Raw genomic sequence first — 13,373 nt, 5'->3', positions numbered from 1 at the left:
GCGCGACGTGCTGCCGTTCGCCCGCCGGCCGCCCGTGGGATGCAGGCATCCCGATCGCAGCCGCTTCCGACGAAAGTCCCACGCAAGATTACCGGCCTAGGTTCGCATCACCAAGCATGGAGCTTCTGATGCAAATTCAGCTTTTCGACCTCGCGTCCCGGCAGGCCCAGTGGCTGACCGTTCGCCAGAACGTGGTGGCCGGCAACATCGCCAATGCGAACACGCCGCACTACAAGGCGAAGGACGTCAAGCCGTTCGAAAGCGTGCTGCAGGATACCGGCATGCAGATGGCCGCGACCCACAAGGCGCATTTCACCGATGGCCTCGAAGCCTCGCAGGTGGCCGAAGTCGGCATGGTCGACGGCGTGCAGATCCAGCAATCCGGCAACAGCGTCGCGATCGAGCAGGAAATGATGAAGACCGGCGAGATCAAGCGCGACTACGAGCTCAGCGCCGGGCTTGTGAAGGCGTTTCACCGCATGATGCTGATGACGGTACGGAAGTAAGAACCATGGATCCATTGACCTCGGCCCTCAAGGTATCGGCCTCCGGCCTCCAGGCGGAATCGACCCGTCTGCGCATCGTCTCCGAGAATATCGCCAACGCCCGCTCGACCGGCGACACCCCGGGTTCGGAGCCCTACCGCCGCAAGACCATCAGCTTCGCAGCCGAAGTGGATCGCGCAAGCGGCGCCTCGCTGGTCGAGATCGAGCGGCAGGGCACGGATGATTCGGATTTCAACATCGAGTTCGATCCGGGCAATCCGGCCGCCGACGACAAGGGCATGGTCAAGATGCCGAACGTGAACATCCTGGTCGAGATGGCCGACATGCGCGAAGCCAACCGCGCCTATGAGGCCAACCTCCAGACCATCAAGCAGTCCCGTGACCTGATTTCACAGACAATCGACCTGTTGAGAGCCTCGCAATAATGATCGATGCAGTCAAATCCCTCGGCGCATTCTCGGTCACCAAAGAGACCGACGGCACCCGTTCCACATCTTCCTCGTCGTCGATCTTCAGCATGCCGGCGGCCACGCCGGGCGTGCCGCAGGGGCAAAGCTTCGCCTCGGTCCTCGGGGATATGGCAACCGATACCATCAACGCGATGAAAAAGGCCGAGGGCGCATCGCTCGATGGCATTCGCGGTCAGGCAAACACCCGTGAAGTTGTCGATGCCGTCATGAATGCCGAGCAGTCGCTCCAGACGGCGATCGCCATCCGCGACAAGGTGGTCACCGCCTATCTCGAAATCGCGCGCATGCAGATCTGAAGGAACGAGACATGAAGGCCCTTTCCATTGCCGCCACCGGCATGAACGCCCAGCAGCTGAACCTCGAGGTAATCGCGAACAACATCGCGAACATCAACACGACCGGTTACAAGCGTGCGCGCGCCGAATTCTCCGATCTGCTTTATCAGACCGAGCGTGCCCAGGGCGTGCCGAACCGCTCCAACCAGGCAATCGTTCCGGAAGGCGCGATCATCGGTCTCGGCGTCCAGACGGCGGCCGTGCGCAACCTGCATATCCAGGGCAGCCTGGTCAACACCGGCAATGACTATGACCTGGCACTGATGGGTCGCGGCTGGTTCCAGGTCGAAACGCCTGATGGCGAGACGGTCTATACGCGCTCGGGCGCGTTCAACAAGAATGCCCAGGGCCAACTCGTGACTATCGACGGCTACACGGTCGTTCCCGGCATCACGGTTCCGCAGGACGCGACGGAAATCGCCTTCACCAGTTCCGGCCAGGTGATGGTGCGTATCGGCAACGATCCCGCAATGCAGGAAATCGGTCAGTTGACGATCGCCAACTTCGTCAACGAGGCCGGCCTCGAGCCGCAGGGCGACAACCTCTTCAAGGAGACTCCGGCTTCCGGCGACGCGATCGTCGGCACCCCGGCGGACCCGGGCTTCGCCCAGATCAAGCAGAAATACCTCGAAGCGTCCAACGTCGATCCGGTCAAGGAAATTACCGACCTGATCTCGGCGCAGCGCGCTTACGAGATGAACTCCAAGATCATTCAGGCGGCTGATGAAATGGCGGCCACGGTGAGCAAGAACCTCAGGTAACGAAAGAGGGGGCAAACATGATGTTTCGCCGATCCGAAGACATCAAGGTTTCGAAAGACGGCAGCGCATCGATGGCGCTTCGTCTGGCGGCTGGCACCTTGCTTGCCGCCGCTTTCCTGATGCCTTCGGCGAGCGTCGCAGAACGGTTGACTGCAGTGATCCCGACGCGGACCATTTATCCGGGCGAAACGCTCGACCGCAGCCGCGTCGAGGTTGTCGACGTCACCAACCCCGATCTCGCGGACGGCTACGTCAGGACCCTCAGCGAAATCGAGGGCAAGGTCACCAAGCGCACGCTCCTGCCCGGCCGGGTGATCCTCGCAAACGCGCTGCGTGAGCAATATGCCGTCGCGCGCGGTTCCACCGTGCGCCTCGTCTTCAGCAATGGCAGCCTGACCATCAGCGCCGCCGGATCGCCGCTCCAGGATGCCGCGGTCGGTGAACTGATCCGGGCGCGCAACATCGATACCGGCGTCATCGTTTCCGGAACGGTGATGGCTGACGGCACTGTCCATGTGGTGGCGAAATGAAAATGCTTGCCTGCAAATGGTTCCTGACGCTGGCCGTCGCGATCTCCGCGGCACTGACGCCGGCTTTCGGCGCGTCCAGGATCAAGGACGTCGCGTCGCTTCAGGCGGGGCGCGACAACCAGCTCATCGGTTACGGTCTCGTCGTCGGCCTCCAGGGGACCGGTGACACCCTGCGAGCCTCGCCGTTCACCGATCAGTCGATCCGCGCGATGCTGCAGAACCTCGGCATCTCCACCCAGGGCGGCGATTCCCGCACGCGCAACGTTGCCGCGGTTCTGGTGACGGCGACGCTGCCGCCGTTTGCAAGCCCCGGCAGCCGCGTCGACGTGACTGTCGGCTCGCTCGGCGATTCCACCTCGCTTCGCGGCGGTACCCTGGTGATGACCTCGCTGTCCGGCGCGGACGGTCAGATCTACGCGGTCGCGCAAGGCTCCGTCGTCGTAACGGGCTTCTCCGCGCAGGGTGATGCGGCAACCCTCAACCAGGGTGTGACGACGGCCGGGCGCGTGCCCAACGGCGCGATCATCGAGCGCGAGCTGCCGTCCAAGTTCAAGGATGGCTTCAACCTCGTCCTGCAACTGCGCAACCCGGATTTCTCGACGGCCGTCGGCATGGCGGCGGCGATCAACAAATATGCCGCCCAGCGATATGGCGGCCGCATTGCCGAGGCGCGTGATTCCCAGGCCGTGCTCGTCGAAAAGCCGAAGATGGCGGACCTCGCCCGGCTGATGGCCGATATCGAAAACATCGTGATCGAGACGGACGTCCCGGCCCGCGTTGTCATCAACGAACGCACCGGCACAATCGTGATCGGCCAGGACGTTCGCATCAATGAGGTAGCCGTGAGCTACGGCACCCTGACCGTCGAGGTCAGCGAGACGCCGACTGTCGTCCAGCCGCTGCCATTCTCGCGCGGGCGAACGGAGGTGGAACCGAACACGACCATCAACGCGCAGTCCGACGGCGGCACGGTGGCGATCCTCAACGGATCGAGCCTCCGCTCCCTCGTCGCCGGTCTCAACAACATCGGTGTCAAGCCGGATGGCATCATCGCCATCCTGCAAAGCATCAAAACGGCCGGGGCCCTCCAGGCGGAGCTAGTGCTGCAATGACGGCAAACATTAACCCAACTCTCGGCAAGGTCCGCAACCTGTTGCTCGCCGGCGCGGCCGCAGCCTCGATGCTGACGATGCCCGGCGCCTTCGCCCAGGACGTCACCGCGCCTCCGCCGGCCGACGGGACGCAGAACGAGATTCAGCAGTTCTGCACCAACATTGCCGATGCCGCCCGCGACCAGCGCTACGTGCTGCAGCGCAAGGATCTCGAGACCCTGCAGGCAAGCATCGACGAACGCATCGCGACGCTGGAGAAGCGGCGCGACGAATACGAGGACTGGCTGAAACGCCGCAATGATTTTCTGAAACAGGCCCAACTCGGCCTTGTCGACATCTACAAGACGATGAAGCCGGATGCGGCTGCCGGCAAGCTGGAAATGGTCAATCCGGAGATTGCGGCGGCGATCGTCATGCAACTGCCGGCACGCCAGTCGTCGCTGATCCTCAGCGAAATGACGGACGAAAAGGCGGCAACCCTTACCAACATCATCTCGAGCGCCAGCGATCCGAACACCTCGAAGGAACCATCATGAAAATGCGTCTAACGGCCGTGCTGACGGCGGGTCTCCTTGCCGGGTGTCAGAACCAGGCGCTCAACGAGATCGGTCGGGCGCCTTCGATGAGCCCGATCGGCAGCGGCCTGCAATACTCCCAGACCCCGCAGCTCGCCATGTATCCGAAGCAGCCGCGCCAGGTGGTGAACGGCTATTCGCTGTGGAACGACCAGCAGGCGGCCCTGTTCAAGGACGCGCGCGCCATCAATGTCGGCGACATTCTGACGGTCGATATCAAGATCAACGAAGGGGCCACTTTCGACAACAAGACCGATCGTAGCCGCAAGAACAGCAGTGGTTTCAACGTCGGCGCAAACGGCCAGTCGGAGGCCAGCGATTTTGGTTGGGAGGGCGAGCTGAAGTATGGCTCGAATACGAAGACCGAGGGCGACGGCACGACCGAGCGTTCGGAAAAGCTGAGGGTGCTCGTCGCAGCAGTCGTGACCGGGGTTCTCGAAAACGGCAACCTCTTGATCAGCGGTTCGCAGGAGGTCCGCGTCAACCACGAACTGCGTATCCTCAACGTCGCCGGTATCGTCCGGCCGCGGGATGTCGATGCCGACAACGTCATCTCCTACGACCGCATCGCCGAGGCGCGCATTTCCTATGGCGGCCGCGGTCGCCTGACCGAGGTGCAGCAGCCGCCCTACGGCCAGCAGTTCATGGATCTATTTTCGCCGATCTGATCGGCAGGGAACGGCAAGATGGAAGAATTCGATTCCGCCAGCGCTCCGAAGCCGTCGTCGAAGGTGATGACCATCGCGATCGTTGCCGTGCTGACACTCGTCGCCGGCGGCGGCGGTTGGCTGGTCGGCGGCCTGCTCGCTCCGCCTCCGCCGAAGGCAGAGGTGGAGGCGACCAGGGAACCGGCCGCCAATGCCACCGGCGAAGAGGGGCTGCCGAAGGTTGCGACCGAAGCGAACGGCGTCGTCCAGCTCGAGCCGATCACCACCAACCTTGCCTATCCCTCGGAAAACTGGGTACGGCTCGAGGTGGCGCTGCAGTTCGACGGCGTGCCCGATCCCAAGCTGGCCGAGCAGATCCACCAGGATATCGCCGCCTATCTGAAGACGGTTTCCCTGCAGCAGATCCAGGGGCCGCGCGGCTTTCAATATCTCCGGGATGACATCCAGGAGCGGGTTGACCTGCGCTCCGATGGGCGCGTAACCAATGTGATGTTCAGAACCTTCGTCATCCAATGATTCGGTAAATGGTCCGGCTTGTCGCCTTCATAGTCGCCATGACGGCGATGTCCGGTATTGCCGGCGCCCAGAGTTTTCCCTCTGATATCCTGAATACGCCGATCGAAGGGTCGGCAGCCTCGTGGATCATCCGCACCTTTGGTCTTCTGACCGTACTGTCGGTGGCCCCGGGCATCCTGATCATGGTCACCAGCTTTCCGCGCTTCGTGATCGCGTTTGCGATCCTGCGCACGGGCATGGGTCTCGCGACCACGCCATCGAACATGATCATGGTTTCGCTGGCACTGTTCATGACCTTCTATGTCATGGGGCCGACCTTCGATCGCGCATGGCGCGACGGCATCGATCCGCTGATGAAGAACCAGATCACCGAGAGCGAGGCGATCCCACGGATCAGCGAGCCGTTCCGCGAGTTCATGCTCGCCAACACCCGCGACAAGGATCTGCAGCTCTTCATCGATATCGCCAAGGAAAAGGGCCAGACGGTCGTCGTCGACGACAAGGTCGACCTCAGGGCGGTCGTGCCGGCCTTCATGATCTCGGAAATCCGTCGCGGCTTCGAGATCGGCTTCCTGATCATGCTGCCGTTTCTGGTGATCGACCTGATCGTTGCCACCATCACCATGGCCATGGGCATGATGATGCTGCCGCCAACGGCGATCTCCTTGCCCTTCAAGATCCTGTTCTTCGTGCTGATCGACGGATGGAACCTGCTCGTCGGCAGCCTGGTGCGCTCCTTCAGCTAAATTAAAGATCCGTCATCGAACGTTTGGCGCGCTTGGAAAAGGCGCAAACAAAAAGGCAGCGCCTTGGCACTGCCTTTCCTCGTCCGGATAAGTGTCGGACTGCTTAGCGCTCGAACGAACCGGTCCGCGCCGGCAGGGCCGGAACGTCGATATGACCGGGCGCCAGACCTTTTCTCGCGCGATCAGCCATCATTTCGTAGCCCTGTTCCAGGTGGCGGCAGAAGCGTTCGGAATCGAACAGCGGCATGCGGAACCGGTTTTCCTCCAGTGTTCTGCGGTAGTCGGCGATCTTGCCGCGGTTGTTGTAGAGCGCGACCGCCTCGCGAACATAGTCTTCCGGTCCCGCGGCGACGAGTTCCGGCACGCCGATGGCGTTGAGCAGGCTCTCGCTCACGCGTGAGGCGAAGTTGGTACCCTTGAAGGTCAAGACCGGAAGGCCGGCCCAGAGCTGCTCTGACGTTGTCGTGTGGCCGTTGTAGGGATAGGTGTCGAGGCCGATGTCCGCGACGGGGATGCGGCTGATATGGTCCTGATAGACGACCTTGGGGCATATGATGATGCGCTTGGGGTTGATGCCGGCGCTCTTGAATTTTGCGATGATGTTTGCGCGCGCGTCCGGGCGGCTGCACATCAGCCACAGCACGCTGTCCGGCGTCTGCCGAAGGATCTCGATCCATAGGTTGATCGTCTGCAACGAGATCTTGCGGTTGGCGTTGAACGAGGCGAAGACGAACGCGTCTTCGGGAAGGCCGAGCTGGCGACGCGACATAGGCTGCGGAAGCGGACGGTTGATCGGATCGTTCGGCTGGTAGGTGTCTGGAAGCCTGCAGTATTTCTCGTAGTAATGCGGTTCGCTGCCGTCCGGCAGCACGTGCGGGTCGCCGATGATATAGTCGAGGTCGACGTTGACCGTCGTCCCGGGAAAGCCGAGCCAGCTCACCTGGACGGGAGCCGTCTGCCGGTTGAAGATGTTCACCCGGCTTTCGAGCGTGTGTCCCTTCAGGTCGACGAGAATGTCGATGTTCTCGGCACGGATGACCTCCGCCGCCTGGTCGTCGCTAAGCTCGTTGATGGAAATGATCTTGCCCCACTTTTCGCGGGACCCGTTATCGCGCGCGACGTTGTCGGGCGATGTGTGGCAGAAGAGAGTGATATCGAAACGCGAGCGATCATGTGCCATCAGCACGGCCGCGAGGAGCTTCATGGTCGCGTGGTCGTGCCAGAAGTCGGACGAGACATAGCCGATACGGATGCGCTCACCCCAGCTATGCGGCCGGCTCCGGCGTGCCTTTGCCAGTTCCTCCGGAAGGGCGCGCTGCATGGCTCCGGCGATGTAATTGAGCTTTTCGTCGCCGCACCAGGTGACGTGATAGTAGGGCGCTTCTGCGGCGAGAATGTCGTACTGGCCGAGTTTGAGTGACCGCTGGATATCGCGATCATGCTTCTCGACCTCCGCGTAGTCATTGGCTTCGCGGGCATAGACGAGATAGGCGGAACGCAGCGTCGTGTTCTTGGGATGCGTCTTGAAGAGATTGGCGACTGCCTCGCGGTCCTGCAGGTCGCCGACGTCGGCGGTCAGCAGCTTGAAGGCCAGCGCCTGATGATGACGGTTGCTGCTGGTCGACAGCGGCGCCTTGAACAGGCCGAGTATCTCCTTCTGGTCGCGCTTGAGGAAGATCGAAGCAATGATGAATGCGATCTCCGGATCCGTCTTGGCTTTCTCTAGCAGCGGAAGGCCGATGGCCAGCGCTTCGTCCTCGTGCCCGTTGACGAAATAGAGCTTCATCGCCTCGGTCAGATAGTCCTGCGACCGCGAACCGCCGGCCTCTCCGGCGAGCTGGTAGGCGCGCGCCGCCTCGGGCTTGAAACCGAGTTTCAGGAGCACCTTGGCAAGCAGCACATAGGTCTTCGTATCCCGGTTGATGTTCATCAGGATGTTGAGCTGGTCGAGCGCGTCCGTGTACTGGCCTTTCTGGTATTGCCGGGAAGCGGTCGAGAAGATGGCTTGGGCGTTCACTAGGAGCTCCGTCGAGTGTACAGGCCGGCTCGGGGCGAGACACCCCGATGTCGCAAAGCAGGTCTTACGGGTATCGTAGAGGCGAAACCTTGCCTCAGGCATGACGCCGACGGCCCCTATGAAGCCGTTGTGTCTGTCTCAGGGAGAGCCATCGCGCAGGCTCTGGCCTCAGCCCGGTAAGCTGACTTAAAGCGTTGTTAAGTATAAACTATCTCTCGCCGACCCGGCTCGGTCATTTAAGGAATTCGCAAGCATTGGACTCGATATTCGGCCTCACATGACGGGTTTGGTTTCTTCCGAGATTGTCGTTGGAACCGAGAGGCATGAAGCCGATCCGCCATCACCGGTAGTGTAAACAGTCCGGTATGTCCCCCAATCGTCTTAAGTAAAAAAGGGACACTCTAATGACGAGCATCATGACCAATTCCGCTGCAATGGGCGCTCTTGCTACCCTGCGTTCGATCAACTCGCAGATGGAAACCACCCAGGACCGCATTTCGTCGGGCCTGCGCGTCGGTAGCGCCGCGGACAACGCCGCTTACTGGTCGATCGCAACCACCATGCGTTCGGACAACAAGGCTCTCTCGACCGTTCAGGACGCCCTCGGCCTCGGCGCTGCCAAGACCGACGTTGCCTACACGGCCATGGAAAACTCCAAGGACGTTGTCGACGAGATCAAGAAGAAGCTGGTTGCCGCCAGCGAGCCGGGCGTCGACAAGAGCAAGATCCAGAAGGAAATCAAGGAGCTGCAGAACCAGCTCGTGAGCGTTGCCAAGTCGGCTTCGTTCTCCGGCGAAAACTGGGTCTATAACGACGCCAACAACACCGCTGCCACCAAGTCGATCGTCGGTTCGTTCAACCGTGACAACCAGGGCAACGTCAGCCTCACACAGCTCCAGTTCGACACGAACAAGAGCTCGCTGATCGAAGTCAACGCTTCCGGCTCCTACGTCACGAACGGCACGGGTCTGCTGTCCAGCAACATGGAGTACAAGGACGCAACCGGCTCGACGGTGACGGCTACCTACAGCGTCCTGACCATGGACATCACCAACATGACGACCGGTGATCTGGCCGGAGCTATCTCGGGTGTTGACGCAACGCTGCTGCAGATGACCGACGCCGCTTCCGACCTCGGTGCGCTCAACAGCCGCGTCGAACTGCAGAAGAACTTCGTTCAGGACCTCTCGGACTCGATCGAGAAGGGCATCGGCAAGCTCGTCGACGCCGACATGAACGAAGAGTCGACCCGCCTGAAGGCTCTGCAGACACAGCAGCAGCTCGGCATCCAGGCGCTGTCGATCGCCAACTCGAACTCGCAGAACATCCTGTCGCTGTTCCGTTAATCAAGGCCAGACGGCGCGGGTTTCGGCCCGCACCCGACTGCAGAAAATCGAAACCGCGCTTCCAAAGAGGCGCGGTTTTTTGTCGTGCATCTATCGGATGCTGGAACGTTGGGAAAATAATCGCGGCGTCTTAGGCCGACGTTAACCACAATGGTGTTTGCTGTGTCCATCGAAGGAGCGGGTTAACCAACGATATTAACCGGTTAACAGGCATGAAGCTGACCGCTGCTTCCCGGTAGCTCCCGGAATGTCCCTTTTCACGAGTATTGCCAACAAGGGGCACTCAGCCAATGACCAGCATCATGACGAACACCGCCGCAATGGCGGCTCTCTCCACTCTGCGTTCGATCAACTCGCAGATGGAAACCACCCAGGACCGCATTTCGTCGGGCCTGCGCGTCGGTAGCGCTGCCGACAACGCCGCTTACTGGTCGATCGCAACCACCATGCGTTCGGACAACAAGGCTCTCGGCACGGTTCAGGATGCTCTCGGCCTCGGCGCTGCCAAGACCGATGTTGCCTACACGGCCATGGAAAACTCCAAGGACGTCGTCGACGAGATCAAGAAGAAGCTGGTTGCCGCCAGCGAGCCGGGCGTCGACAAGAGCAAGATCCAGAAGGAAATCAAGGAGCTGCAGAACCAGCTCATCAGCATTTCCAAGTCGGCTTCGTTCTCCGGCGAAAACTGGGTCTACAACGACGCCAACAACACCGCTGCCACCAAGTCGATCGTCGGTTCGTTCAACCGTGACGCCCAGGGCAATGTCAGCCTGACGACGCTGCAGTTCGACACGAACAAGAGCTCGCTGATCGAAGTCAACGCTTCCGGCTCCTACGTCACGAACGGCACGGGTCTGCTGTCCAGCAACATGGAGTACAAGGACGCAACCGGCTCGACGGTGACGGCTACCTACAGCGTCCTGACCATGGACATCACCAACATGACGACCGGTGATCTTGCCGGAGCCATCTCGGGCGTTGACGCAACGCTCTTGCAGATGACCGACGCTGCCGCCGACCTCGGTGCGCTCAACAGCCGCGTCGAACTGCAGAAGAATTTCGTTGAGGACCTCTCGGACTCGATCGAGAAGGGCATCGGCAAGCTCGTCGACGCCGACATGAACGAAGAGTCGACCCGTCTGAAGGCTCTGCAGACGCAGCAGCAGCTCGGCATCCAGGCGCTCACGATCGCCAACTCGAACTCGCAGAACATCCTGTCGCTGTTCCGTTAATCAAGGCCAGGCGGCGCGGGTTTCGGCCCGCGCCCGACCGCAGCAAATCGAAACCGCGCTTCGCAGGAGGCGCGGTTTCCTTTTGGTCGAATCCGGCAGCTTCTATCGAAATATCGGCTCCGCTTCAGTCTTTGTTAACCACGATGGTGTTTTCTGTGGCCAACGAAACGGCGGGTTAATGAACGTTAACAGGCATGAGGCTGACCGCTGCTTCCCGGTAGCTCCCGGAATGTCCCTTCCATTCCAAATCAGCCAACAAGGGGCACTCAGCCAATGACCAGCATCATGACGAACACCGCCGCAATGGGCGCGCTTCAGACCCTGCGTTCGATCAACTCGCAGATGGAAACCACCCAGGACCGCATTTCGTCGGGCCTGCGCGTCGGTACCGCTGCCGACAATGCCGCTTACTGGTCGATCGCAACCACCATGCGTTCGGACAACAAGGCTCTTTCGACCGTTGAAGACGCGCTCGGCCTCGGCGCCGCCAAGACCGACGTTGCCTACACGGCCATGGAAAACTCCAAGGACGTCGTCGACGAAATCAAGAAGAAGCTGGTTGCCGCCAGCGAGCCGGGCGTCGACAAGAGCAAGATCCAGAAGGAAATCAAGGAGCTGCAGAACCAGCTCATCAGCATTGCTAAGTCGGCTTCGTTCTCCGGCGAAAACTGGGTCTACAACGACGCCAACAACACCGCTGCCACCAAGTCGATCGTCGGCTCGTTCAACCGCGACGCCCAGGGCAACGTCAGCCTGACGACGCTGCAGTTCGACACGAACAAGAGCTCGCTGATCGAAGTCAACGCTTCCGGCTCCTACGTCACGACCGGCACGGGTCTGCTGTCCAGCTACATGGAGTACAAGGACGCAACCGGCTCGACGGTCACGGCTGCCTACAGCGTCCTGACGATGGACATCACCAACATGACCATGGGCGCTCTTGCCGAAGCCATCTCCGGCGTCGACGCAACGCTCCTGCAGATGACCGACGCTGCCGCCGACCTCGGTGCGCTTAACAGCCGTGTCGAGTTGCAGCAGAACTTCGTTCAGGACCTCTCGGACTCGATCGAGAAGGGCGTGGGCCGCCTCGTCGACGCCGACATGAACGAAGAGTCGACCCGCCTGAAGGCTCTGCAGACGCAGCAGCAGCTCGGCATCCAGGCGCTCACGATCGCCAACACCAACTCGCAGAACATCCTGTCGCTGTTCCGCTAAGCGAACGCCAGGGAAAGTCGGGCGACCTTCGCCCCTCTCCTCGCACACAGCGCAAAAGGCCGCACACCCATCGGGGCTGTGCGGCTTTTTCGTTTCGCGTTCCCGCTTTCCAGGCGCATTTGCGGATGGTGCGATCCGCTTTAACTCTTCATCCGTATTTCCTTATTTTCGTTCACCTTCGTTACCAAGTCACTAACGGCGTTAACCATTTGTTAACCATGCAATCATTACATATTGGTTAAGAGCGAAGGGTCGCCTCCAGGGCAAAACAGGGGCGATTCGCATGATGCCAGTCCCATCGCTGCCGGTTCTGCACTCCGGAATGTCTTCAGAAATTCATTCCGGGCAGGTGACCAATGACCAGCATCATGACCAATACCGCCGCCATGGCGGCGCTTCAGACCTTGCGTTCCATCAATACCGATATGGCCGAGGTCCAGGACCGGATTTCCTCCGGCTACCGCGTGCAGACCGCCGCGGACAATGCCGCCTACTGGTCGATCGCCACCACCATGCGGTCCGACAATGCCGCGCTGTCGACCGTCGAAGACGCACTCGGCCTCGGTGCAGCCAAGATCGATACGGCCTACGCGGCGATGAATTCGTCGATCGACGTCGTCAGCGAGATCAAGCGCAAGCTGGTTGCCGCGCGCGAGCCGGGCGTTGACAAGCTTAAGATCGATAAGGAAATCACCGAACTCAAGAACCAGCTCCTGGCTGCGGCTCAGTCCGCATCCTTCTCGAGCGAGAACTGGCTCTACAACGCGAATGCCGCCTCCGTCGGCACCAAGTCGATCGTTGCGTCGTTCAACCGTGATGCGAACGGCAACGTGTCCGTCACGACCCTCGACTTCGACACCGCACAATCCATGCTGATCGACACGGCCAATGCCAGCCGTGGCCTCCTGACCAGAAGCTATGATGCTGCCCTGCTGACCTCTCCGACCGGAACAACGGGCGTCAGAATCTTCCATCTGATTGGCCCAACCACGGGAACGTCGGATGAAATCAAGCTGACGTCGTCGACCACCGATGCCGAGATGGACGACATGATCCGCGTCGTCGACCACATTCTCGGTCAGCTGACGGATGCCGGCTCCACGCTCGGTGCCATCACCAAGCGCATCGACATGCAGGAAAGCTTCATCGCCAACCTCATGGATACGATCGACAAGGGTGTCGGCCGTCTGGTCGACGCGGACATGAACGAGGAATCGACGCGGTTGAAGGCCCTGCAGACGCAGCAACAGCTCGGCATCCAGGCGCTGTCGATCGCCAACACGAATTCCGAGAACATCCTGCGCCTGTTCCAGCAGTAAGGCGCATCCGTGGACCGGCTGCGAC

The 13,373-nt window shown here is 60.8% G+C and carries 15 protein-coding genes; 14 read left to right on the top strand and 1 reads right to left on the bottom strand.

Annotated features, from left to right (window positions below):
• The first annotated feature begins 125 nt into the window (after nucleotides 1-125).
• From flgB to fliP, 10 genes are all read left to right on the top strand, one after another.
• Nucleotides 126-506: a flagellar basal body rod protein FlgB gene (gene flgB / locus AC0C6X_RS02365; protein WP_173518077.1), complete on the top strand. Its 381-nt coding sequence runs from the start codon at nucleotides 126-128 to the stop codon at nucleotides 504-506.
• 5 nt (nucleotides 507-511) lie between these two features.
• Nucleotides 512-931, top strand: coding sequence for a flagellar basal body rod protein FlgC (flgC, locus tag AC0C6X_RS02360; protein ID WP_173515596.1), 420 nt, complete (start codon nucleotides 512-514; stop codon nucleotides 929-931).
• On the top strand, nucleotides 931-1,272 hold the full coding sequence (gene fliE, locus AC0C6X_RS02355; RefSeq protein ID WP_173515597.1) for a flagellar hook-basal body complex protein FliE: 342 nt from the start codon (nucleotides 931-933) through the stop codon (nucleotides 1,270-1,272). Before flgC ends, fliE begins: the two co-directional genes overlap by 1 nt.
• Before the next feature lie 11 nt (nucleotides 1,273-1,283).
• On the top strand, nucleotides 1,284-2,072 hold the full coding sequence (gene flgG / locus AC0C6X_RS02350) for a flagellar basal-body rod protein FlgG (protein ID WP_173515598.1): 789 nt from the start codon (nucleotides 1,284-1,286) through the stop codon (nucleotides 2,070-2,072).
• A gap of 71 nt (nucleotides 2,073-2,143) precedes the next feature.
• Nucleotides 2,144-2,602: a flagellar basal body P-ring formation chaperone FlgA gene (gene flgA / locus AC0C6X_RS02345; protein ID WP_472951856.1), complete on the top strand. Its 459-nt coding sequence runs from the start codon at nucleotides 2,144-2,146 to the stop codon at nucleotides 2,600-2,602.
• On the top strand, nucleotides 2,599-3,714 hold the full coding sequence (locus AC0C6X_RS02340; RefSeq protein ID WP_173515600.1) for a flagellar basal body P-ring protein FlgI: 1,116 nt from the start codon (nucleotides 2,599-2,601) through the stop codon (nucleotides 3,712-3,714). Before flgA ends, AC0C6X_RS02340 begins: the two co-directional genes overlap by 4 nt.
• Nucleotides 3,711-4,250 carry a MotE family protein gene (locus AC0C6X_RS02335; RefSeq protein ID WP_173515601.1) on the top strand — a complete coding sequence of 180 codons (540 nt, stop codon included), beginning with the start codon at nucleotides 3,711-3,713 and terminating at the stop codon, nucleotides 4,248-4,250. The genes AC0C6X_RS02340 and AC0C6X_RS02335 overlap by 4 nt, the downstream gene beginning before the upstream one ends.
• Nucleotides 4,247-4,957 (top strand): flagellar basal body L-ring protein FlgH, encoded by a 711-nt coding sequence (gene flgH, locus AC0C6X_RS02330; protein WP_247958111.1) that lies wholly within the window; start codon nucleotides 4,247-4,249, stop codon nucleotides 4,955-4,957. Before AC0C6X_RS02335 ends, flgH begins: the two co-directional genes overlap by 4 nt.
• A gap of 18 nt (nucleotides 4,958-4,975) precedes the next feature.
• Nucleotides 4,976-5,473 (top strand): flagellar basal body-associated FliL family protein, encoded by a 498-nt coding sequence (locus tag AC0C6X_RS02325; RefSeq protein WP_173515603.1) that lies wholly within the window; start codon nucleotides 4,976-4,978, stop codon nucleotides 5,471-5,473.
• 8 nt (nucleotides 5,474-5,481) lie between these two features.
• Nucleotides 5,482-6,219: a flagellar type III secretion system pore protein FliP gene (fliP, locus tag AC0C6X_RS02320; RefSeq protein WP_247958110.1), complete on the top strand. Its 738-nt coding sequence runs from the start codon at nucleotides 5,482-5,484 to the stop codon at nucleotides 6,217-6,219.
• A gap of 103 nt (nucleotides 6,220-6,322) precedes the next feature.
• On the opposite strand, the gene AC0C6X_RS02315 is transcribed toward fliP, so the two are convergent.
• On the bottom strand, nucleotides 6,323-8,236 hold the full coding sequence (locus tag AC0C6X_RS02315; RefSeq protein ID WP_247958109.1) for an O-linked N-acetylglucosamine transferase, SPINDLY family protein: 1,914 nt from the start codon (nucleotides 8,234-8,236) through the stop codon (nucleotides 6,323-6,325).
• A 404-nt stretch (nucleotides 8,237-8,640) separates the two neighbouring features.
• Here AC0C6X_RS02315 and AC0C6X_RS02310 point away from each other — a divergent pair, with 404 nt between their 5' ends.
• From AC0C6X_RS02310 to AC0C6X_RS02295, 4 genes are all read left to right on the top strand, one after another.
• A complete protein-coding gene (locus tag AC0C6X_RS02310; protein WP_247958108.1) occupies nucleotides 8,641-9,582 on the top strand; it encodes a flagellin N-terminal helical domain-containing protein in 942 nt (313 codons plus the stop codon).
• Between the two features lie 290 nt (nucleotides 9,583-9,872).
• Nucleotides 9,873-10,814, top strand: a complete 942-nt coding sequence (locus tag AC0C6X_RS02305) for a flagellin N-terminal helical domain-containing protein (RefSeq protein ID WP_247958107.1) — start codon at nucleotides 9,873-9,875, stop codon at nucleotides 10,812-10,814.
• A gap of 273 nt (nucleotides 10,815-11,087) precedes the next feature.
• On the top strand, nucleotides 11,088-12,029 hold the full coding sequence (locus AC0C6X_RS02300) for a flagellin N-terminal helical domain-containing protein (RefSeq protein ID WP_472951711.1): 942 nt from the start codon (nucleotides 11,088-11,090) through the stop codon (nucleotides 12,027-12,029).
• Between the two features lie 356 nt (nucleotides 12,030-12,385).
• A complete protein-coding gene (locus AC0C6X_RS02295; protein WP_472951708.1) occupies nucleotides 12,386-13,348 on the top strand; it encodes a flagellin N-terminal helical domain-containing protein in 963 nt (320 codons plus the stop codon).
• The last annotated feature ends 25 nt before the right edge of the window (nucleotides 13,349-13,373 follow it).

This window comes from Ensifer sp. VA4, assembly GCF_055710065.1.
The sequence above is the reverse complement of the archived record's forward strand: the minus strand, read 5'-3'. Positions and strand labels throughout refer to the sequence as shown.

Coding starts and splice junctions, on each gene's coding strand:
- flgA (WP_472951856.1), top strand. CDS start 2,144: ATGGCGCTTCGTCTGGCGGCTGGCACCTTGCTTGCCGCCGCTTTCCTG.
- AC0C6X_RS02300 (WP_472951711.1), top strand. CDS start 11,088: ATGACCAGCATCATGACGAACACCGCCGCAATGGGCGCGCTTCAGACC.
- AC0C6X_RS02335 (WP_173515601.1), top strand. CDS start 3,711: ATGACGGCAAACATTAACCCAACTCTCGGCAAGGTCCGCAACCTGTTG.
- AC0C6X_RS02295 (WP_472951708.1), top strand. CDS start 12,386: ATGACCAGCATCATGACCAATACCGCCGCCATGGCGGCGCTTCAGACC.
- AC0C6X_RS02305 (WP_247958107.1), top strand. CDS start 9,873: ATGACCAGCATCATGACGAACACCGCCGCAATGGCGGCTCTCTCCACT.
- AC0C6X_RS02310 (WP_247958108.1), top strand. CDS start 8,641: ATGACGAGCATCATGACCAATTCCGCTGCAATGGGCGCTCTTGCTACC.
- fliP (WP_247958110.1), top strand. CDS start 5,482: ATGGTCCGGCTTGTCGCCTTCATAGTCGCCATGACGGCGATGTCCGGT.
- AC0C6X_RS02340 (WP_173515600.1), top strand. CDS start 2,599: ATGAAAATGCTTGCCTGCAAATGGTTCCTGACGCTGGCCGTCGCGATC.
- AC0C6X_RS02325 (WP_173515603.1), top strand. CDS start 4,976: ATGGAAGAATTCGATTCCGCCAGCGCTCCGAAGCCGTCGTCGAAGGTG.
- flgG (WP_173515598.1), top strand. CDS start 1,284: ATGAAGGCCCTTTCCATTGCCGCCACCGGCATGAACGCCCAGCAGCTG.
- flgH (WP_247958111.1), top strand. CDS start 4,247: ATGAAAATGCGTCTAACGGCCGTGCTGACGGCGGGTCTCCTTGCCGGG.
- fliE (WP_173515597.1), top strand. CDS start 931: ATGATCGATGCAGTCAAATCCCTCGGCGCATTCTCGGTCACCAAAGAG.
- flgC (WP_173515596.1), top strand. CDS start 512: ATGGATCCATTGACCTCGGCCCTCAAGGTATCGGCCTCCGGCCTCCAG.